This window comes from Enterococcus ureasiticus (assembly GCF_001730285.1).
Classification (GTDB): Bacteria; Bacillota; Bacilli; order Lactobacillales; family Enterococcaceae; genus Enterococcus_L; species Enterococcus_L ureasiticus.
Map to the genome: position 1 here is coordinate 198777 of NZ_MIJZ01000001.1, position 20135 is coordinate 218911.

At 35.7% G+C, this 20135-nt stretch carries 22 protein-coding genes; 19 read left to right on the top strand and 3 right to left on the bottom strand.

Going from position 1 to position 20135, the window contains the following annotated elements; all coding sequences use genetic code 11:
• The first annotated feature begins 132 nt into the window (after positions 1 to 132).
• On the top strand, positions 133 to 855 hold the full coding sequence (locus BCR21_RS00990; RefSeq protein ID WP_069644661.1) for an alpha/beta hydrolase: 723 nt from the start codon (positions 133 to 135) through the stop codon (positions 853 to 855).
• 76 nt (positions 856 to 931) lie between these two features.
• Here the strand turns inward: BCR21_RS00990 and BCR21_RS00995 are convergent, their stop codons facing one another.
• The gene (locus BCR21_RS00995; RefSeq protein WP_069644662.1) at positions 932 to 1147 is read right to left on the bottom strand and encodes a ferredoxin; all 216 of its coding nucleotides are present in this window, start codon (positions 1145 to 1147) and stop codon (positions 932 to 934) included.
• A gap of 39 nt (positions 1148 to 1186) precedes the next feature.
• On the opposite strand from BCR21_RS00995, the gene BCR21_RS01000 reads away from it, so the two are divergent.
• From BCR21_RS01000 to rpsA, 5 genes are all read left to right on the top strand, one after another.
• A complete protein-coding gene (locus BCR21_RS01000) occupies positions 1187 to 2218 on the top strand; it encodes a YpbB family protein (protein WP_069644663.1) in 1032 nt (343 codons plus the stop codon).
• Positions 2215 to 3657, top strand: coding sequence for a RecQ family ATP-dependent DNA helicase (locus BCR21_RS01005; RefSeq protein ID WP_069644664.1), 1443 nt, complete (start codon positions 2215 to 2217; stop codon positions 3655 to 3657). Before BCR21_RS01000 ends, BCR21_RS01005 begins: the two co-directional genes overlap by 4 nt.
• Positions 3658 to 3736: 79 nt before the next feature.
• The gene (locus BCR21_RS01010; RefSeq protein ID WP_069644665.1) at positions 3737 to 4276 is read left to right on the top strand and encodes an SAG1386/EF1546 family surface-associated protein; all 540 of its coding nucleotides are present in this window, start codon (positions 3737 to 3739) and stop codon (positions 4274 to 4276) included.
• Positions 4277 to 4404: 128 nt separating this feature from the next.
• Positions 4405 to 5073 (top strand): (d)CMP kinase, encoded by a 669-nt coding sequence (gene cmk, locus BCR21_RS01015; protein WP_069644666.1) that lies wholly within the window; start codon positions 4405 to 4407, stop codon positions 5071 to 5073.
• 212 nt (positions 5074 to 5285) lie between these two features.
• Positions 5286 to 6497 (top strand): 30S ribosomal protein S1, encoded by a 1212-nt coding sequence (gene rpsA / locus BCR21_RS01020; protein WP_069644667.1) that lies wholly within the window; start codon positions 5286 to 5288, stop codon positions 6495 to 6497.
• Positions 6498 to 6615: 118 nt separating this feature from the next.
• Here rpsA and BCR21_RS01025 read toward each other — a convergent pair whose 3' ends face one another.
• Positions 6616 to 7392: a response regulator transcription factor gene (locus tag BCR21_RS01025; protein WP_069644668.1), complete on the bottom strand. Its 777-nt coding sequence runs from the start codon at positions 7390 to 7392 to the stop codon at positions 6616 to 6618.
• 229 nt (positions 7393 to 7621) lie between these two features.
• Here BCR21_RS01025 and BCR21_RS01030 point away from each other — a divergent pair, with 229 nt between their 5' ends.
• From BCR21_RS01030 to BCR21_RS01060, 7 genes are all read left to right on the top strand, one after another.
• On the top strand, positions 7622 to 8962 hold the full coding sequence (locus tag BCR21_RS01030) for an acetaldehyde dehydrogenase (acetylating) (RefSeq protein WP_069644669.1): 1341 nt from the start codon (positions 7622 to 7624) through the stop codon (positions 8960 to 8962).
• A gap of 178 nt (positions 8963 to 9140) precedes the next feature.
• The gene (gene der, locus BCR21_RS01035; RefSeq protein ID WP_069644670.1) at positions 9141 to 10451 is read left to right on the top strand and encodes a ribosome biogenesis GTPase Der; all 1311 of its coding nucleotides are present in this window, start codon (positions 9141 to 9143) and stop codon (positions 10449 to 10451) included.
• A 247-nt stretch (positions 10452 to 10698) separates the two neighbouring features.
• Positions 10699 to 10974 (top strand): HU family DNA-binding protein, encoded by a 276-nt coding sequence (locus tag BCR21_RS01040; protein ID WP_010761417.1) that lies wholly within the window; start codon positions 10699 to 10701, stop codon positions 10972 to 10974.
• 132 nt (positions 10975 to 11106) lie between these two features.
• Positions 11107 to 11403, top strand: a complete 297-nt coding sequence (locus tag BCR21_RS01045) for a hypothetical protein (RefSeq protein ID WP_084013184.1) — start codon at positions 11107 to 11109, stop codon at positions 11401 to 11403.
• A 454-nt stretch (positions 11404 to 11857) separates the two neighbouring features.
• Positions 11858 to 12904 carry a hypothetical protein gene (locus BCR21_RS01050; RefSeq protein WP_069644671.1) on the top strand — a complete coding sequence of 349 codons (1047 nt, stop codon included), beginning with the start codon at positions 11858 to 11860 and terminating at the stop codon, positions 12902 to 12904.
• 3 nt (positions 12905 to 12907) lie between these two features.
• Complete coding sequence (locus tag BCR21_RS01055; protein ID WP_069644672.1) at positions 12908 to 14167, top strand: tetratricopeptide repeat protein; 1260 nt, start codon at positions 12908 to 12910, stop codon at positions 14165 to 14167.
• Between the two features lie 8 nt (positions 14168 to 14175).
• Positions 14176 to 14712, top strand: a complete 537-nt coding sequence (locus BCR21_RS01060) for a ReoY family proteolytic degradation factor (RefSeq protein WP_069644673.1) — start codon at positions 14176 to 14178, stop codon at positions 14710 to 14712.
• Between the two features lie 51 nt (positions 14713 to 14763).
• Here BCR21_RS01060 and BCR21_RS01065 read toward each other — a convergent pair whose 3' ends face one another.
• On the bottom strand, positions 14764 to 15654 hold the full coding sequence (locus BCR21_RS01065; protein WP_139125593.1) for a YitT family protein: 891 nt from the start codon (positions 15652 to 15654) through the stop codon (positions 14764 to 14766).
• 163 nt (positions 15655 to 15817) lie between these two features.
• Between BCR21_RS01065 and BCR21_RS01070 the strand changes: the two genes are divergently transcribed.
• The 6 genes from BCR21_RS01070 to BCR21_RS01095 all read left to right on the top strand — a co-directional run bounded on the left by BCR21_RS01070 (position 15818) and on the right by BCR21_RS01095 (position 20123).
• Positions 15818 to 16165, top strand: coding sequence for a nucleotide pyrophosphohydrolase (locus BCR21_RS01070; RefSeq protein ID WP_069644675.1), 348 nt, complete (start codon positions 15818 to 15820; stop codon positions 16163 to 16165).
• Positions 16158 to 16946, top strand: a complete 789-nt coding sequence (gene dapB / locus BCR21_RS01075; RefSeq protein WP_069644676.1) for a 4-hydroxy-tetrahydrodipicolinate reductase — start codon at positions 16158 to 16160, stop codon at positions 16944 to 16946. Before BCR21_RS01070 ends, dapB begins: the two co-directional genes overlap by 8 nt.
• A complete protein-coding gene (locus tag BCR21_RS01080; protein WP_069644677.1) occupies positions 16943 to 18154 on the top strand; it encodes a CCA tRNA nucleotidyltransferase in 1212 nt (403 codons plus the stop codon). Before dapB ends, BCR21_RS01080 begins: the two co-directional genes overlap by 4 nt.
• A 5-nt stretch (positions 18155 to 18159) precedes the next feature.
• Positions 18160 to 18531, top strand: coding sequence for a thioesterase family protein (locus BCR21_RS01085; protein ID WP_084013185.1), 372 nt, complete (start codon positions 18160 to 18162; stop codon positions 18529 to 18531).
• 82 nt (positions 18532 to 18613) lie between these two features.
• Positions 18614 to 19066: a hypothetical protein gene (locus BCR21_RS01090; protein ID WP_010772458.1), complete on the top strand. Its 453-nt coding sequence runs from the start codon at positions 18614 to 18616 to the stop codon at positions 19064 to 19066.
• Positions 19067 to 19142: 76 nt separating this feature from the next.
• Positions 19143 to 20123 carry an NAD(P)H-quinone oxidoreductase gene (locus BCR21_RS01095; RefSeq protein ID WP_069644678.1) on the top strand — a complete coding sequence of 327 codons (981 nt, stop codon included), beginning with the start codon at positions 19143 to 19145 and terminating at the stop codon, positions 20121 to 20123.
• Positions 20124 to 20135: the final 12 nt, after the last annotated feature.

Genomic DNA, 20135 nt, shown 5'->3' on the forward strand with positions numbered 1-20135 from the left:
GATATAAATAGCTGAAACATAGAGTAGAACATTCCGTTTGGCTCTGTGTTTTTTTGATTGTGAATACAAAATGTTCTAGTTAAAAGCAGATTTCTGCTAAAATGGAAAAGACAGAATGAGAGGAGAACTAAAATGAAAAAATGGCAGAAACGATTACTTTGGTTTATCGGAGTACTAGTAGCTTTAGTTTTGGTAGGCTTATTTTATATAAAAACCATTACCTATACACCTACAACCATGGCTTTAGAAGCATCTCAAAAAGCAACAGATGAAAATGACGTACTATATTTTAAAGGTAAGGAGGAAAATCCAGCATTAATTTTTTATCAAGGAGCGTTGGTTGAAAGTGCTAGCTATAGTATTTGGGCTGAAAAAGTAGCAGAGGCTGGATTTTCAGTCTATCTTGTAAAACAACCCTTGAATTTGGCTGTTTTAGGCCAAAATAAAGCGGAGCAGGTCATTCGTTCTAATCATTTAACTAATTACGTGATTGGCGGGCATTCATTAGGAGGGGTTATGGCCAGTCGCTTTGCTGCTGAACAAGACAATGATGATTTAAAAGGAGTATTCTTCCTAGCAAGTTACCCTGACGAAAAAGGCAGTCTTTCAAAGTTTAAGGGACAAGTACTTTCATTGACTGGTTCTAAAGATGGTGTTTTGAATTGGCAAGCTTATGATCAAGCAAAAAAATACTTACCTGAACAAACTGTTTTCGAAGAAATCAAAGGTGGAAACCATGCTGGATTCGGCAGTTACGGTGAGCAAAAAGGCGATAAACCTGCTGGTATTAATAATGACGAGCAACAACAAGAAGTCGCCAATCTACTGATTAATTGGTTAAAAACGATCCATTAAATAGTAAAAGGAGAAAATACAGTCTTTCGACAAGTATTTTCTCCTTTTACTATTGGGCTAAGAAACGAACAGATTTTCAATATTTTTCTATGATCTCTATTGCACGAACAGGACATTTGCGGTACGCTGTTAACGCATTGTCCCTTTCATTTTCAGGAACAAATTCTTGATGGGCTTTGCTATCATTTTTTAAAATGACAATCCCATCATCATTATAATCAAAAATTTCTGGTGCATAGACTTGGCATAATCCACAAGCAATGCATTTTTCCGGAATTATTTTACATAACATAAGAGCACATCCTATTCTATCATTGAAAGAGGTGGAAATATGGAACCTTCCTTTATTTTAGCTTTATTTCAGCACGGATACAAGGTGCGAACTTCAACTTTGTATCATCTTTTAAAAGGCAAACGGACAAGTTCTGTCTTGCTGTATGGTTTTTTATATGAAAACTTACGATTCTTTCAGCTATTTCCATTATTGTCTGAAAAACAATTTAATAATATACTAGAAGAATTAGTTAAACAAGAGTCGTTGCGTCTAGTATCTGATGGCGAGGTCCAGATAACCGGAAAAGGTATGCAAGTAGTGCTTCAAGAGGACGATTATTTTTCTTCGATCGACAATTATCATTTTGGTAAAACAGACGAAATGATTTGGCGTTTATTACAATTTACAGTGCAAGTTGTTTCTAATTTATCTTATACGAATAAAAATTACGTTCCGTTAGAACAATCGCCATTGTATCAAAAACAGGTAAAAATGTATATAAAATCAATGCCTAAAGTACAATTGATCGAAACGGTTAAAAATGAATGGACTCAAATTTTTTCTCATTTAACGAAAGATGAAGCAAATTTTTTTGCTCAACAATTTTCTGGTTATCAACAGATCGGAAAAACCTCTTTTCAAGTAATGGACGAACAAGACAATGCTTTTAAGCAGATGCTGCAAAAGAAAGAAAAACTTCATCACTTACTAGAAACAATTTGTTTAATGCCAGATGCTAGTTTCTTGAAAAAGTTGGTTCTTCCTTTGGTGAAACAAAATGAAAATAAAAGTATGAGTGAAACAAGCTCATATTTGAAAACACAGCATTCAATAGAAGAATTAGCCCGGCAAAGAAGGGTCAAAATAAGCACAATCAAAGATCATCTTATGGAATTAGCCTTAACGAAGGATTTTCCGTTTGAGCGCTTTATATCCCAAAAAACAGAGGAATGCTTACTTGAATACCCAAAACCATATCAAGATTGGACGTACCGTTCAGTCAAACAAACTAATCCAGAACTTGATTACTTTGAGTTTCGTTTATATCAAATTCAAAAACTTAGAGAAGAAAGAGAATCGAACCAATGACAATCAATTTAGAGCAAGTGTTACAAGATAAATTTGGTTTCAGTACGTTTAAAACAGGACAAAAAGAAGTAATCGAACAGCTGCTAAAGAAACAAGACACGTTAGCTGTTTTGCCAACAGGTACAGGGAAATCCTTGTGTTACCAATTAGTTGGGCAATTAGTCGAAGGGACAGTGATCATTGTTTCACCACTACTATCCTTAATGGAAGATCAAGTGGTCCAGCTTCAAAAAAAGGGGGAAACCAGTGTTATCGCCTTAAATAGCAGTTTGTCTTTTTTTGAAAAGCAATATGTACTAAATCATCTAAGCGAGTATAAATTCATTTTGATTAGTCCTGAAACCCTAACCCAAAAAGAAGTTCGAAAAAGAATAGCTGAATTAAGTATTGCTTTATTTGTAATAGATGAAGCTCACTGCGTTTCTCAGTGGGGTGTTGATTTTAGACCAGAATATACCAAGTTAGCCAATATCCAAGCAGAATGCGGTTATCCATTGACTTTAGCATTAACAGCCACCGCCACCCCTGCTGTAAAAAAAGAGATTATTAAGCAAGTATTTTCACATCGTCAAACGATTTCAGAAGTTATATTTTCGGTGAATCGACCAAATATCGGTTTGATCGTTAATCAAACCACTGAAAAAAACGATACATTGATTTCTTATCTAACTCAACTAAAAAGTAGAGGTATCGTATACTGCGCAACTAGAAAGACGGCCGAGAAAATCAATCAAGTAATCAATGCACAGACAAATTTAAAATCAGCATTCTATCACAGCGGTCTAACTGCTAATGAGCGTAGCTTATTGCAACAGCAATTTGTTTCAAATCAATTAGATGTTTTATGTGCGACAAACGCTTTTGGTATGGGGATCGACAAACCCGATGTACGTTTTGTTATTCACTACGATTGTCCAGATAGTTTAGAAAATTATGTGCAAGAAATTGGCCGAGCTGGCCGTGATGGACAATCTAGTGTGGCAATTTTACTTTATCAAAAGGGAGACGAATCGATTCACTATTATTTTCAGTCAGAAAGTCGACTTGATCGAGAACGTTTAAATGAATTAGCTGAAATCAAATTAAAAGAACAAGAAAACAGTCTACCTGCACTAAATGAAATCCAGCAAAAATGGCTGCAAGGTTTCTTAGAAAAAGAATATACAATCGAAGAATTAGAACAAAGATTATTAAGAAAAGAGAAAGAACGTAAACAACAGTTAAATGTTATGTTAAACTATATCAATGAGGAAGAATGCCGTCGTGTGTTCATTCGGCAGTATTTTTCAGAAAAAATTACAGAAACAACACAAGAAAAATGTTGTGATCGATGCGGCTTATCCTTTGACAATTACAAAGGGCAAATAGTACAATCACCAGAAGAAATCGAAATCTCCGAACAGTGGGAGGACATTTTAATAAGATTATTTAAAGAATGAAAATAATCTTTTTTTAGACTGCAGTTGGCAAAAAGCTGTGGTATAATAGCAAACGAGAGAATTTTAGGAGGAACGATACGTGAGTAAAAAAGATAAGAAAAAACCATCAGGTGCACGTGAACCTTGGGAGCAGTCAATTTATGATACAGATAAGAATACTGGGGGCTCCCGCTCAGAAAAACGTCAACAAAAAAAAGGCAATACGGTCTTTCTAACAATTTTAGTTATTCTATTATTATTGATTATTGCTTTACCTGTAGGAACCTATCTTTACGTGATGAGAGATAAACCAAATGATAACAAACAGGCTAGTCAGCCTTCATCATCTGTGGTTGTTCAATCATCCACTAAAAATAGTTCAACACAATCATCATCTTCAAATGAGGCACAAGAACCAGCATCTTCTTCAGAAGCAGTAGCTGGCGAAAGTAGTGTGCCACAAGATACTACTCCAACAAGTGCAGGAGAAGAAGCCGCTGTTTACACTGAAGTGCTTAGTGGGGAAGGACCAAATCAAGTAGCATCAAGAAATGGTATAACAACAGATGAACTATTACAGTTAAACGGTTTAAATTTAAATTCAGTTTTACAACCTGGCCAATCATTACGAGTTAAATAAAGATGAGTAAACAAACGAGGAGATAGGTTGAATCTCTATCTCAATGTTTACTTTTTAAGGGTCTGAAACAAAACAACTTACGTTTTGTACCAGACTCTTTTACTATGTGATAAACAAAGGAGTTCATTATGAAAAAGATAAGCATTGCAATCGATGGTCCAGCATCTTCTGGTAAAAGTACAGTAGCTAAGATCTTAGCAAAAAAATTAAATTATATTTATTGTGATACAGGAGCAATGTACCGCGCATTGACCTATTTAGCAATTAAAAAAAATATTGATTTTGAGAATGAAAAAGGCTTAGTTGAATTATGTTTTAATCATACGATTTCATTCAAGCAAACTGAAAAAGAACAACTGGTTTTTATTGATGGAACCGAAGTAACAGAAGAGATCAGACAACCGAATGTGACGAATGCTGTTTCAATCGTTGCAAAACATGGTGCTGTTCGGGAAAAAATGGTAGAACTTCAGCAAAACATTGGACGCTTAGGCGGAGTTGTCATGGATGGACGAGATATTGGTACGGCTGTTTTACCTGATGCACAAGTTAAAATCTTTTTAGTTGCAAGTGTGGATGAACGCGCTGAAAGACGCTATAAAGAAAATCAGGAAAAAGGAATTACAACAGATTTTGATACATTAAAAAAAGAAATCGAGCATCGGGATTATATTGATTCAACTAGAGAAGTGTCTCCTTTAAAACAGGCAGCAGATGCAGTTAAAATCGATACAACTGGAATGAATATAGAAGAAGTTGTCAAAGCAATCGAAGAGGTCATCCTAACAAAAAGTTAAGGTTTCATATTTTGTACTAAAATAGCTAGAAAGGAAGTATGACTGCGTAAAAGTTATACTTTCTTTGGCTTAAAGCAAGAAAATCTCTTCTTATCTCAAAGAAAAAAAAGAAAATGAGAGAAATCGCTTTATTTTTCCAGCAAAATCCCGTACTATTAAAGGAGTAGGTCAGTTTTTACGAATTTTTTGGTGGCATAGGAGGATAAGTATTCATGACAGAAGAAAAAAAAGTGGAAATCAGCAATGAAACAATGGAAGACGCAATGAACAGTTTTCAAGAAGTGAGTGTTGGCGACATCGTTAAAGGTGAAGTGCTAGCAGTTGAGGACAAACAAGTAATTGTTGGTATCGAAGGTGCTGGCGTTGAAGGTGTGGTACCAGCAAAAGAATTATCTACAACACAAGTAGAAGATATCAACGAATTAGTGAGTGTTGGTGATATCTTAGATTTGGTTGTCATCACATCGATCGGCAAAGATAAAGAAAATGGTAGTTATTTACTTTCTAAACGTCGTTTGGATGCTAAAAAAGTTTGGGAAGAAATCGAAAAAGATTTCGAAGCAGGCAAAATCATCGAAGCCCCAGTTACAAATGTTGTAAAAGGTGGCTTAGTGGTCGACGTTGGTGTTCGTGGATTCGTTCCAGCATCAATGGTAGAAGACCATTTTGTTGCTGATTTTTCTGAATATAAAGGTCAAACATTGACATTCAAAATCATTGAGATCGAGCCTTCAGAAAATCGTTTGATTTTATCTCATAAAGCAGTTGTTGCAGCAGAGAAGAATTCTAAGAAAAAAGATATTTTAGCAACTCTTCATGATGGAGATATCGTTGAAGGAAAAGTTGCTCGTTTAACTGATTTTGGTGCGTTTATTGATTTAGGCGGTATCGATGGATTAGTTCACGTTTCTGAAATTGCGCACCAACACGTTGGGAAACCAAGTGATGTGTTAACAGTTGGCGATGATGTAAAAGTTAAGATCCTTTCAATCAATCCAGATGAAGAACGTGTTTCTCTATCAATCAAAGAAACATTAGCTGGACCTTGGGAAGATATTGAAAACAAAGCCGCCGTCGGTTCAGTTCTTGAAGGAACTGTAAAACGCTTGACTAGCTTTGGTGCTTTTGTTGAAGTATTTCCGGGTGTTGAAGGCTTAGTTCACATTTCTCAAATTTCACACAAACATATTGCAACGCCTCATGAAGTATTACAAGAAGGTGAAGCAGTTCAAGTGAAAGTATTGGAAGTTAATCCAGAAGAACATCGAATTGCCTTAAGTATCAAAGCATTAGAAGCAAAACCTGAATCTCAGGAAGAACCGAAAGATGTTCAAGAATATGAGTTACCAGAAGAAAATACTGGTTTCACAATGGGCGATATCTTAGGTGATGCTTTAAAAGCGCAAGATACTGATTCAGAATAATTTTATAATTCGAGCGGAGGGAAACCTTCGTTCTTTTTTTGTAATTAAATAATGAAACTAGGCTGCAACTAGGATATGACTCACAGAGTTATATCCTAGTTGCAGCCTAGTTCTATCGTTAATTATAAATCACTCGTAAATCAGCTGGTGTATGTTCGCCGCGATATTGTTTACGAAATTGGTGAGGGGATTGGCCTACTTTTTTCTTAAATAACTTACTAAAGTAAGTAGAGTCAATGTACCCGACAGTTCCAGAAATTTCAGTGATAGATTCTTCTGTTTTCATCAATAATTGCTTCGCTTTTTCCACACGATAAGCAGTTAGATAATCAATAAAATTCATGCCAACGGCTTCTTTAAAAAAACGACTAGTATAATGACGATTCAAATGCATGATATCTGCTAAAGTCGTCAAATTGATTTCTTCATTGTAGTGATCGTGGATGTAATCCAAAATAGTATTGATTTGTTCTTTCGCCAAAACAGTCGGTTTATTATTTATGATATCCATTAGAGATACTTGATTTAATGATTTCACACAACGATCAATGGCAAATTTTAATTCATTTAAATCGATAGGTGTCAATAAGTAATCGATCACGCCGCACCGTAAAGCTTGGTGAACGCTTTGGAAATTATCTCGTTTGGTCAGTATGATCACTTTAATATTAGGTAGTTGTTGAACTATTTTACGTTTAACGATAAAGCCGTCGATGTCTAGATGGTCGATAGCAATCAAAAGAATTTCTGGGAGTAGCTTTTCAGCAATTGTTAAAGCCTCTTGCTCTGTTTCAGCTGGAGGTAAAACTTTTATATTCATAAATGAATCGTTGATAGATCGTTGAAGTCTTTGCTGTTCTTTTGCATCATTGCTGACAATCAATAATCGGCACATAAGTAAACCCTCTTTTCTTTAATAAGATAATAGTCCTTTTCTTTGTGAAATATATTTTACTACTCTATAATACCTTGAATAAATTAACCTTTCAAGTACAATTCTTTGTGAAAAAAATACACCAACAGGTAAATTTTGTCCATAATCTCCTTAAAATATTCCCTAACAAATTGCAGTAAATAGATTAAAATCAATTTGTAAGCGTTTAAAAAAGAAGGAGTGTTCAAAAATGACTGAAGTAATCAAAGTAAAAGAAATTGAAATACTAGTCGAAACAGCAAAGAAAGCACAAGCGGAGTATGAAAATTATACGCAAGAGCAAGTAGATACGATCGTAAAAAATGTATATCAAAAAACACTTGATAACGCAGAAAAATTAGCTATTTCAGTAAACGAAGAAACTGGATTTGGAAAAGTTTCTGATAAAATAATCAAAAATACTTTTGCAAGTGAGCAAGTTTATGAAAGCATTAAGGATTTACCAACCGTTGGCGTGATCAATCGTCGTAAAGAAGATAAAATTATTGAAATCGGTATTCCTTTAGGGGTTGTGGCTGGCCTGATTCCTTCAACAAACCCTACGGCCACAGTGATATTTAAATCATTGATCGCATTAAAAACTAGAAATGCAATCGTCTTTTCGCCACATCCAAAGGCTTTAAAATCAATTTTAATGGCAGTTGAAATCATTGAGAAAGCAGCTGTTGAAGCAGGGGCGCCAGCTGGTTTAGTTCAAGTAATCCAAGTACCAACCTTGGATGCAACTAGTGCCTTGATGAAACATGCAGATGTTTCACTGATTCTTGCAACGGGTGGTAAAGCGATGGTTCAAGCAGCTTACAGTTCTGGAAACCCAGCAATTGGGGTAGGACCTGGAAATGTCCCTGTATTGATTGATGCAACAGCTGATATTGTACATGCAATCGAGTGTGTGATCAGTAGTAAAACCTTTGATAACGGAATTATCTGCGCATCAGAACAAGCTCTTGTTGTGGATAAGACGGTTAAAGAAGCAGTTATCGAGCAATTAAAAGCTAAAAAAGCTTATTTTATGAACGAAGAAGAATCAGCGAAAGTCAGTCAATTTATTTTGAGAGAAACGGGAACGTTGAATCCAGATATTGTTGGGAAAAGTGCTTCAGATGTTGCAAAATTAGTGGGTATCTCTGTTCCAGCAGAAACGTCTATCTTGATTTCAGAGCAAACGGAAATCGGTCATCACAATCCTTATTCAAGAGAGAAACTAACACCGATTTTAGGCTTATTTACAGTTGATTCCTTTGAAAATGGCGTAGAAACATGTAAAGCATTACTTGCTAATGAAGGAACAGGTCACACTGCAGTAATCCATACAACAATGGATGCAAACGCGGAAAGTTTTGGCTTAGAAATGAGAGCATCGCGTATTTTAGTGAATACTTTAGGAGCATTAGGAGCAATTGGCGCAACAACAAAACTAGCCCCTTCGATGACATTAGGTTGTGGTGCAATGGGTGGAAGCAGTACAACAGACAATGTAACGGCTCATCACTTGATGAATGTGAAACGAATCGCTTACGGTGTTGAATAGTAATAAACGAATGATTTAAAATAAAGTATCCTGTAATTGCGATTTAAGATATTCGCCAATTACAGGATTTTTTTATATTCAGCGGTTTAATTCACTTATTTCACTAGTTTTTCTTGCATCTTAGACAAGCTTTAGGTAAACTAGTAAAGATTGAAAACTTGTCAAGGAGGTAATTTGAATGGCAAATCCAACAATTGCAATTGTCGGGCGCCCGAATGTAGGGAAATCGACGATTTTTAACCGTATAGCTGGTGAAAGAATTTCTATTGTAGAAGATACACCAGGTGTAACAAGAGACCGTATTTATGCCACAGGAGAGTGGCTAGGACGTGAGTTTAGTATTATTGATACAGGTGGTATCGATCTAAGTGACGAACCATTTATGGATCAAATCAAGCATCAAGCTGAAATCGCGATTGAAGAAGCAGATGTCATTATTTTTGTCGCAAGTGGCAGAGAAGGTGTGACAGATGCAGATGAATTAGTAGCAAGAATTTTATATCGCAGCAATAAACCAGTAATTTTGGCTGTAAATAAAGTTGATAACCCTGAAATGAGAAATGATATTTATGAGTTTTATTCTTTAGGTTTAGGTGACCCATTCCCTATTTCCGGAAGCCATGGTTTAGGTATCGGAGATGTTTTGGATGAAGCGGTCAAACATTTTTCAACTGAAATCGAAGAAGAAGATGAAGCTACGATCAAATTCAGTTTGATTGGTCGTCCGAATGTTGGTAAATCATCATTGATCAATGCGATTCTTGGTGAAGACCGTGTGATTGTTTCAGAAATTGAAGGAACGACCCGTGATGCGATTGATACGCGTTTTGAGTCAGAAGATGGACAACAATTCTTGATGATCGACACAGCTGGTATGCGCAAACGAGGCAAAGTGTATGAATCAACTGAAAAATACAGTGTAATGCGTGCGATGCGTGCGATTGAACGTTCAGACATTGTTTTAATGGTTTTAAACGCCGAAGAAGGTATTCGTGAACAAGATAAGAAAGTTGCCGGATATGCTCATGAAGCTGGACGGGGCATTATTATCGTTGTGAACAAGTGGGATACGGTTGAAAAAGAAACAAATACGATGCGTGACTTTGAAGAAGAGATCCGTGAAGAATTTAGATACCTTGACTATGCACCGATTATCTTTGTTTCTGCTGTAACGAAACAACGCTTAAACAAATTACCAGAATTGATCGAACTTGTTAGCATGAATCAAAATCTGCGTATTCCATCTGCTTTATTGAATGATGTAGTGATGGATGCTATCGCCATCAATCCAACACCAACAGATAAAGGGAAACGCTTGAAAGTTTTTTATGGGACTCAAGTGGCGATTAAACCGCCAACATTTGTTATCTTTGTAAATGAAGAAGAATTAATGCATTTTTCTTATGCACGATTCTTAGAAAATCAAATTCGCAAAGCTTTTACTTTCGAAGGGACACCAATCAAAATCATCCCAAGAAGACGGAAGTAGCGCATTTTACCACACTTTTTTCAAATGTACAAACAAATTCATTGAGTTATAAAAAAAAATGATATTTTTAAAAAAAACTGGTTAAAACGCATCAAAAACCTTGCTATTACAAGCTTCCTATGATATCGTGATAACAGAATGTTGATCCAATTCAATATTTGTACGTCATTTTTGGACCACTCAAAAATAAACGTAAATTAGATATCTTTTAGATATCCTATCCCTTGTGGAGGAGGTGAAATAATCCATGGCAAATAAAGCAGAATTAATCGAAAACGTTGCATCTTCAACTGGTTTAACTAAAAAAGACGCAACTGCAGCAGTGGATGCTGTATTTTCAACAATCCAAGAATCTCTTGCTAAAGGTGAAAAAGTTCAATTAATCGGTTTTGGTAACTTTGAAGTACGCGAACGTGCGGCTCGTAAAGGACGTAACCCACAAACTGGTAAAGAAATTCAAATCGCTGCAAGTAAAGTACCTGCGTTCAAACCAGGTAAAGCGTTGAAAGATGCTGTTAAATAAGACAGTTCTTAGAACCCTTGATTATTCAAGGGTTCTTTCTTTATTTCATGTGATTTTAGATGTATCAGACTGATAAAAAGTGTTTAGATTTCTTGTCTGATCTTGCATCACTAGAAACAAGAGAGTGGACATATGAATTATTTCGTGTATGATAAAGTTATGAAAACTCATACAGGATTATTAACCCACATCAAGGTGTTTAAAGAAAAGCCTTATGCTATAACAGGAATGTTAATTTGGGAAAATGATGTCTGCATTAATTGTGTAATCAAAAATAGACCGTTTGCCAGGTACGTATTATCGCTACCCATGCATCAATATGAAATTGAGGTAATAGGAGACTATAATAGTAGAGGGCAATTTGATGTAAAACATATGCGCATCATTAACATAGATAGCTATATTGCTTTGATAGGAACACCCGAATGAAAGAGCCCATGACTTGTCATGGGCTCTTTCATTACGCTTTATAAAAAGGTTGAATAAAAAAGCCAATCTCGATTGATTGGCTTTACGGATAAAGAATAATCAGCTATGTCTAAAAACTAATTGTTTAACTATGAACGTTGCAAAGTGCTAATTATTCAAATCAGACTGAATCACTATGTTTCTTAAAAACAACAACAGTTTAAGAAGTGCGCTATTTTTCTTAAAGCTAGCCGTTTTTTGAAACAAGTTAAGTATAAACAATAATTAAGAATTTTTTGCATAGACAAATTAGAACATCTATAACAAAATAGTGAATCAATAATGCCTGTTCTTTAAGAAAATTAAAAGAACAATTGTCTTTGAACAAAGTTTATTGCATTTTTAAAAAATTAAAATCATCCCTCTTTCTGTTTTACGACAACTAATGGTAAAATGTAGAAGAGGGGTGTTATCAATGGAATTAGTTTATAAGAAAAATCAGTTGCAGACGACGATTATCTATGGTGAAACCTTTGCCTCACAGATCAAATCGGCTTCTTTTGAGCCAAAACATCTTTTTTTGATCACCAATCAGCGGTATTATGATTTGTTTTCAGAAAAACTAATTCAGCTTTTTGATGACAAACAGGAATTAGATTGGTATATTTGTAAGAATGACTCACACTGTAACAATATGAATGAGTTGGAAAGTTTATTAGCTTTTTTAGCAGATTTTGATCAGCAACAGGACTTTCTTTTCTTAGGTGTTGGTAATGAAGGGGTTATTCAGTTAACCAACTTTTTGCATGAAACATCTGTGCTGAATTCTAACTGTTGGCTTTTGCCGCTTTCGATCCAGTCGTTGAGTAAAAGCTTGATTACTGAAGTTCACATAGAATTGAAGAATCATCCAGTATTGCAGAGCTCAGTCTTAGCAGAAAAAATAATCTATGATCGCACTTTAACAAGCGACTATGGAGAGGGAAAATTAGTTGATTTTCTTGTTTTTATTCGCTGCAGTTTGATTTGCAGTCATGATTTTTTACGAATGCTTTTTAAAAATTATAGTGATGCAACTCGATTGAATCAGCAATCATTTAACGGTATGTTAGATGAGATGATTGGTTATTATGAAAAAGACGGTCAAATAATTGACCAGTTTGGTCATTTATTTGAACAAGGCTTCTTTGAAACAACAAATGGCCATTTATTATCTGGTCATATGAAACGATTTTTAGGCTGTTTATTACAGTTACTTTGGTCTCAGAAAGTCAATCAGTTTTCGTTTCACTATAAAAATTTTATAATCTGGTTGATTCGCTTAGGTTTTCCAGTTGATTTTCCGGAACAAATTTTAGTCAGTGATTATGTGGAAGGTGTTTTAAAATGTGTAGATCGAGGTGAGAAAGCTGCTCTTTTGAAGGGAATAGGAGAGCTTGATCGTATGCAAAAACCTAAAACAGAAGATTTATTAGCTACAGTAGAACAATATAAAACTATTTTAGAAGAAATTAGAGGTTAAGAGATGACAACATATAGTGAAAAAATGCTCCAAGCATTACATGAAGAAGAGTTAGCGCAAGCACAATTGATGCTGGCGGAAGCAATTAGAAAAGATGATGATGATACACTTGCTGATTTAGGGGAAGAATTATTATCGCTTGGTTTTTTAGAAGAAGCGAAATTAGTTTTTGAGCATTTATTGACAATTTTTCCTGATGCAGACGGTTTGAATATCCCATTAGCTGAGATTGCCATTGAAAATAATTTGATCGATGACGCATTTGTTTACTTGGAAAAAGTAGGAAAAGATAGCGATAGTTACGTTCAAAGCTTGCTTGTAACGGCAGATTTGTATCAAGTAATCGGAATTCCTGAAGTAAGCGAAGCGAAATTAAAAGAAGCACAACGTTTAATGCCGGATGAACCACTGATTCTATTTGCTTTAGGCGAATTGTATTTCTCAAATGGACAATTCCAGGAAGCCTCTGCTGCCTATCAAAAGCTGCTTGAAGAACAAGTTACAGAAATCTCCAATGTCTCGATCAATGAGCGCTTAGGAAGCAGTCACAGCATGTCAGGTGATTTTGAAGAAGCAATTCCATTTTTAGAAAAAGCGTTGGAAGAAGGTCAGACAGATGATCGTTTATTCCAATTAGCTTTCACGTATCTACAATTACATGAAAATCAAAAAGCGATCGCACTTTTGCAACAATTAAGAGCGTTGAATCCTCATTACCAATCGTTGTACTTATCTTTAGGTGAAGCGTTACAAGAAGAAGAGCAACTGGAAGAAGCGCAGACTGTTTTAGCAGAAGGCATCAAAGAAAATCCTTTCCAAGTAGATCTTTATCAGTTAGCTTCTGAAAATGCCTATCGACTGCATGATACTGAAAAAGCAGAATCTTTGTTAAAACAAGCGCTAGAACTTGGTGAAAAAACAGATGAAACAAGACTTACATTAAGCAATTTGTACTTGAATGAAAATCGTTTTGATGAAGTAATCGAAGTGGTACAACAAATGGAAGAGCAAGGCCATCCTTATGGCGAATGGAATTTAGCTCATGCTTATAACGAACTGGAAGAATTCGATTTAGCGAAAGTCCATTTCGAACAAGCTTATCAAGAACTTTCTCATGAACCTGAATTTTTAAAAGAATATGCCGTTTTTCTTCGAGAAGAAGGACAATTAGAAAAAGCAAAAGAGTTATTACAGCACTATCTTCAACACGAGCCAGGGGATAATGAAGCACAATCCCTGTTAGATGATATTGAAGAAAGATAGGTGATAGGATGTTTGTCAATGTCGCAGATAAAAAGGAATTTTTAGTTTGGTTAGTGAATAATGTTTCGTTTAGCCAAAGAGAAGTTTTATGGATTTTAAATTATTTGATTAACCATGAAGCTATTTTAAATAATGTACATTTTATTGAGCAAGCAGATAAAGCGGTTCGCGGATTAAAGGTTACTGCAAGAGAAATAGATGATGAACCGATCCGATTATTTTTATCAGGAAAAGAATTTACGGATACTGATCAGATTTTTCATGAAATTCGTATGAACTGGAAAGAAGCTCTTTATGTAGAATGTGTTTTTGATGGTTCTTGGCAAAATAGTCAGTATTTATCGATTTTAGAAGATAATCCCTATGCTCGCTGGAATGAGCAGGTGAGTGAAGAAGTAATTGAAAGCATTAATGATTTCTTTGCGCATGAAGAAAAACAAGCCAAACTTGATTTGTTGTATAGCCAAATTGATTTAGCGTTAGAAGATAACAATTATGAAGCTTTTTTAGAATTAACAGATGAATTAAATCGATTAAAAAAATAAAAAAAGAGGTAAATTAGATCAATATATACTGGTCTAATTTACCTCTTTTATTCAATTGAGCTGTTTTTTTCTTTTAAAAAGCATTCTTGTTGGTCTGGAATAGGTAAATCCTTCACCAATTGCTTCGTGAACGTTGATTACAGAAATAAAGGCTTTGTCATCTAATTCATGAACGATTCGTTTGATTTCTATAATTTCACTGGGGCTAACGACCACATAAAGAACTTTTTTGTCCACTTGAGAGTAACCGCCTTGACCATCTAGATAGGTTACACCACGCTCTAATAGCGCCATGATCACTTCTCCTATATCCTCAGAATGATCAGAAATAACCAAGATTCCCTTTGCCGCATAGGCACCATCTAAGACAGAATCAACAACTTTACTAAAAACAAATGAAACGATCAAGGTATACATCATTCGTTTGACATCGATATAACTTAAAGAAAGAATCAAAACCAAAATATCGAAGATCAGTAATGAACGCCCCATACTGATACCATAATTTTTTTCTAGAATTCGTGCAATCACGTCGGTTCCACCTGTTGTTCCCCCTACACGATAAACCAATCCGCTACCAATACCAGCAGCAAGACCAGCCAACAATGCAGCAATCAATAAATCATGATCTAAATTGACTTCGATAGGGAAACGTTGCCATAACCATAAGAAAACAGATAAAGAAACAGTTCCTAAAATCGTATAATAAAATGAATGCTTGCCTAAAACTTTTCCCCCAATCAGAATCAGCGGAATATTGATAATCAAGGTTGAATAAGCTGGATTGATATAAAAAAGTGCACGTAAAATCAACGTAATCCCAGTCACTCCACCTTCTGCTAAATCATTTGCGATATTAAACGTTACTAAACCAAACGCATAAAGACAGGTGCCTGCTAAAATCAACAAAACGTCTTTAACATAGAAATTTTTTTCCTCAATCATAATGATCACTCCTAACACATAATGGGCGATAATGCTTAGTATCATCCCCAAAAACCCTCGTTCAGTAATCACTTTATCATTCTCGTTATAAAACAACAAGTAGAACCTTTTCAGATGGCGTACTTTTTGATAAGATGAGTAGTAGAAAGGTTGGGGTAAAATGAAAGACGAAAATCAATCTCTGCATTCTATGCAAGAAGAAGTGGATACGTATATCCAACAATTTAAAACGGGTTATTTTTCTCCATTAAGCCAGATGGCACGATTAACTGAAGAAGTAGGTGAATTAGCAAGAGAAATCAATCATTATTATGGCGAAAAACCTAAAAAATCAGATGAAAAACCAAAAACTGTTTCTGAAGAGCTTGGGGATGTATTATTCGTTACGATGATCATGGCTAATTCGTTAGATATAGATTTAACTGAGGCATTTCAAAAAAATATGGAAAAATTCAATCAGCGGGATAAATATCGTTTTGAGCGAAAGGATGGGCAAACAAATGATTAAAATTTTAGTCGCAGGTTTTAAAGGGAAAATGGGTGCAACCGCTACAAAGATGGTTTTAAATCATGAAGGCTTTGAGCTAGTCGGTGTGCTAGACCCCTTTGAAGAAAAAAATAATCTTAAAGAATTAGCTGAGTATCCGGCAATTGATGTACCGATTTTTAAAACGAAAGAAGACGTTCTTTCTGTTCAGCCTGATGTATGGATCGATTTTACAATCCCAGCGGTAGCGTATGAAAATACTCATTTTGCTATTGAACATAAAATTTCACCAGTTGTTGGAACAACTGGTTTAACAGAAGAACAATTAGCTGAGCTAACTGATCTTTCAAAGACATTGAAAGTCGGTGGGTTGATTGCACCTAATTTTGCAGTTGGGGCAGTTTTAATGATGCAGTTTGCACAAAAAGCGGCTGAATATTTTCCAGATGTTGAAATTATCGAGTTGCATCACGATAATAAATTAGATGCTCCAAGTGGAACAGCTATCAAAACGGCTGAAATGATGAGTGAGGTTCGTGCGAAGAAAAACCAAGGGCATCCTGAGGAAAAAGAATTGATCGAAGGTGCTCGCGGCGCTGATTTTGAAGGGATGAAAATCCATAGTGTTCGCTTGCCAGGAATGATTGCGCATCAGCAAGTTCAATTCGGTGGTGTTGGAGAAGGTTTGACGATCAGACATGATTCTTATGACCGTAGTTCGTTTATGACAGGTGTTGCTTTAGGTTGTGAAAAAGTCGTTCACTTAAATAAATTAGTCTACGGGCTGGAAAATCTATTATGAAATTAGATATCATACCAGATGAATTCACGAAAGCAGCTAGTGTACTAAAGGAAATTCATGCTCATGGATTTGAAGCTTACTTTGTTGGTGGCAGCGTTCGTGATGCGTTACTAAAACAGCCTATTCATGATGTTGACATTGCAACTAGCGCATATCCAGAGGAAATCAAACAAATTTTTCACCGAACGATCGATGTAGGAATCGATCATGGCACGGTTCTTGTTTTAGATGGCGAAGAGCAGTATGAGATTACGACTTTTAGAACAGAATCAGCTTACCAAGATTTCAGGCGTCCAGATAAGGTGACTTTTGTTCGTTCTTTAAAAGAAGATTTAAAGCGTCGAGACTTTACGATCAATGCTTTGGCGATGGGTGTAGAGGGAGAAATCATTGATTTGTTTGATGGCATGACTGATTTAAAACGACAGATTATTCGTGCTGTTGGAAATCCTAAAGAACGATTTCACGAAGATGCCTTACGGATGATGAGAGGCTTGCGCTTTGCTAGTCAATTAAATTTTACGATAGAAGCAAACACACTATTCGCCATCGAGGAATTTCATCCACTATTAGCTAAAATATCTGTAGAACGGATTGCGGTAGAGTTCATCAAGCTTTTGCTAGGTAGAAATCGCAGGACAGCTTTACTGCCATTCATTGAGACCGAATGTTATCAGTACTGCCCAGGTTTAAAAAAATACGGTGAAGCACTATTCAATTTTTCAGATCTTCCCAATAAACAAATTGAATTAGAAAATCAAGCGTGGACTTTATTGATCAAGACCATGGGATTAAAAGAAAGCGAGATCCGCAGTTTTTTGAAATCGTGGAAACAATCGAACCAAATGATTCATGAAGTACAACAACTTATTTATGGGTTGAATAAACGTCTCTTAGGAGACTTACAGGTCATGGATTTGTTTGATTTAGGCTTGGATGCGGCATTGTCTATTGAAAAACTGTTGTTTTATTACGGGCAAAAGAGTAAACTTGAAGAAGTAGAAGAACGTTATTTATGTTTGCCGATTCATGATAGAAAGCAGCTTGCTGTTACAGGAAATGATTTGTTAGATTATTTCGATAAGAAACCAGGAAAATGGCTAGGGGACATGATCGAGATACTTGAGACCGCTGTTGTAAAAGGTCAAATAATAAATGACAAAGAAACACTGATAGCATATGCAAAAGATAAGATTGATGAGGAGTGATAGCCGTGGAAGAATTCTCAAAAATGTTTGTTGTTGGTGCCAAGGATACCGCAAAAGAAATTGGGTCTGGGGATTTAGATGTATTAGCTACACCGGCAATGCTTGCAATGGTGGAAAACACTGCAAAAGATTACTTGCATAAAGAATTAGCATCAGAAGAAACAAGCGTAGGTACACTGATCGAGGCTAGACATTTACGACCGTCTAAAGTTGGTGCGGAAATTATGGTTAAAGTGAAAGTCAAGTCACAGGAAAAAACAAAAATCAATTTTTCCTTCGAAGCTTTGGATAACGGACAAATTATTGCAACTGGTATCCATCAGAGGGCTGTTATCTTAACCGATGTTTTTTTAGACAAATTAGCTCATCCTAAGTGAAGATGCGAATAGTGTGACCTAACCTAAAAGTTATGCTAAACTTAACTTTGTAGAAATTATTTTAGATAAGGAGACTTATATTATGAGTAGAGAAATGACAGGATTAAAATTTTACTTTAGAAATGGTGAAACTTGGACGATTGGTCGCCGTTTTATCGGAGATTTATGGATCAAACAAATCACAACTAGCTTTGGTCGTATCCACGGAAGTGAATTTATGGAAATTCACCCATGTGAAGGCTTTAAAATCGAAATCTTCCAAGAAGGAGATCACGTTCAAACACATGATATCAACCTTGGTGGGCTTGAGCTCGGCATGTTCGCCCGTGCTTTAAAATATGAAGATATCGAACGTATGGAAATTTTATACAAAACTGGTACACCAGATTTAGTTTACTTCCCATACAAAGATAAAACTGACGAAGGTTTAGATAATGTTTATCAATCTACTAAAGTCAGCGAAAAAACAAAAAGCTTATATATCGTGATTGACCCAACGCAAACTGTTGATGATGTATATGGTGAAGAACTTTAATAACTAAATGAATGGACCGTAGATTTCTTTTGGGAGATTCTGCGGTTTTTTCGTTAAGATTGTGAGGTACAAAAATATGAAAGCCATCGAGTTATCATATCAAGATAGTCAAAGTGTTTTAGAATTAACAAAAGATGCACTGATGCCAAAAAGAAATGCTGATCAGCTATTAATCGAAGTTAAAGCGGCAGCGATCAATCGTACAGATTTAATGGCAATACAAACTGGAAAATTACCAAAAGGGAACACGATTTTAGGTGTTGAAGTTTCAGGGACAGTGATTGAGAGCGAATCAGATTTATTTCCTTGTGGCAGTCACGTGATGGGGCTTGTAAACGGCGGTGGATATGCTGAATACGCTGTGATGAATCTTGGAAATGCAATGCTTTTACCTGAACAATTAACATTTGAAGAAGGGGCAGCAATTCCAGAAGTCTTTCTCACAGCCTATCAAACGTTATTTTGGCTTGGTGAACTAAGTTCTCATGAGTCTGTTTTGATCCATGCTGGTGCCAGTGGTGTGGGAACTGCTGCAATTCAGTTAGTGAAACATTTAACCTCAGCTAAGATTTTTGTCACAGCAGGCACTACTCAGAAACTGGAATTATGCCGCTCATTAGGAGCAGATGTTTTGATTAACTATCATGATGAAAATTTTAGTGAGAGAATTCAGCAAGAAACTGCAGGGCAGGGTGTGGATGTTATTTTAGATTTTATCGGCGCCTCTTATTGGGAAAAAAATATTGCTAGTATTGCCAATGACGGTCGGTTGATTCTTATTGGTATTTTAGGTGGTGCCATGGTAAAAGAAGTTAATTTAATGGATCTACTAGAAAAAAGAATAACAATCAAAGGAACGTTACTTACACCAAGAAGTGACACTTATAAAGCAGAGCTGACCAAAGAATTTTCAGATAAAACGAAAATCCTATTTGAGAAAAGTGACCTAAAACCAGTTGTAGACACAATCTTTTCACTGGAAGAAGTAGAAAAAGCCCATCAATATATGAAGAATAACCAAAATAAAGGGAAAATTATTTTAAAAATCAATGATTGAATAGTGAGAGAT

What these genes read in the sequence shown, in the direction of transcription:
- BCR21_RS00990 (WP_069644661.1), top strand. Translation starts at nt 133, where the DNA reads ATGAAAAAATGGCAGAAACGATTACTTTGGTTTATCGGAGTACTAGTA.
- BCR21_RS00995 (WP_069644662.1), bottom strand. Translation starts at nt 1,147, where the DNA reads ATGTTATGTAAAATAATTCCGGAAAAATGCATTGCTTGTGGATTATGC.
- BCR21_RS01000 (WP_069644663.1), top strand. Translation starts at nt 1,187, where the DNA reads ATGGAACCTTCCTTTATTTTAGCTTTATTTCAGCACGGATACAAGGTG.
- BCR21_RS01005 (WP_069644664.1), top strand. Translation starts at nt 2,215, where the DNA reads ATGACAATCAATTTAGAGCAAGTGTTACAAGATAAATTTGGTTTCAGT.
- cmk (WP_069644666.1), top strand. Translation starts at nt 4,405, where the DNA reads ATGAAAAAGATAAGCATTGCAATCGATGGTCCAGCATCTTCTGGTAAA.
- rpsA (WP_069644667.1), top strand. Translation starts at nt 5,286, where the DNA reads ATGACAGAAGAAAAAAAAGTGGAAATCAGCAATGAAACAATGGAAGAC.
- BCR21_RS01025 (WP_069644668.1), bottom strand. Translation starts at nt 7,392, where the DNA reads ATGTGCCGATTATTGATTGTCAGCAATGATGCAAAAGAACAGCAAAGA.
- BCR21_RS01030 (WP_069644669.1), top strand. Translation starts at nt 7,622, where the DNA reads ATGACTGAAGTAATCAAAGTAAAAGAAATTGAAATACTAGTCGAAACA.
- der (WP_069644670.1), top strand. Translation starts at nt 9,141, where the DNA reads ATGGCAAATCCAACAATTGCAATTGTCGGGCGCCCGAATGTAGGGAAA.
- BCR21_RS01040 (WP_010761417.1), top strand. Translation starts at nt 10,699, where the DNA reads ATGGCAAATAAAGCAGAATTAATCGAAAACGTTGCATCTTCAACTGGT.
- BCR21_RS01045 (WP_084013184.1), top strand. Translation starts at nt 11,107, where the DNA reads ATGAATTATTTCGTGTATGATAAAGTTATGAAAACTCATACAGGATTA.
- BCR21_RS01050 (WP_069644671.1), top strand. Translation starts at nt 11,858, where the DNA reads ATGGAATTAGTTTATAAGAAAAATCAGTTGCAGACGACGATTATCTAT.
- BCR21_RS01055 (WP_069644672.1), top strand. Translation starts at nt 12,908, where the DNA reads ATGACAACATATAGTGAAAAAATGCTCCAAGCATTACATGAAGAAGAG.
- BCR21_RS01060 (WP_069644673.1), top strand. Translation starts at nt 14,176, where the DNA reads ATGTTTGTCAATGTCGCAGATAAAAAGGAATTTTTAGTTTGGTTAGTG.
- BCR21_RS01070 (WP_069644675.1), top strand. Translation starts at nt 15,818, where the DNA reads ATGAAAGACGAAAATCAATCTCTGCATTCTATGCAAGAAGAAGTGGAT.
- dapB (WP_069644676.1), top strand. Translation starts at nt 16,158, where the DNA reads ATGATTAAAATTTTAGTCGCAGGTTTTAAAGGGAAAATGGGTGCAACC.
- BCR21_RS01080 (WP_069644677.1), top strand. Translation starts at nt 16,943, where the DNA reads ATGAAATTAGATATCATACCAGATGAATTCACGAAAGCAGCTAGTGTA.
- BCR21_RS01090 (WP_010772458.1), top strand. Translation starts at nt 18,614, where the DNA reads ATGAGTAGAGAAATGACAGGATTAAAATTTTACTTTAGAAATGGTGAA.
- BCR21_RS01095 (WP_069644678.1), top strand. Translation starts at nt 19,143, where the DNA reads ATGAAAGCCATCGAGTTATCATATCAAGATAGTCAAAGTGTTTTAGAA.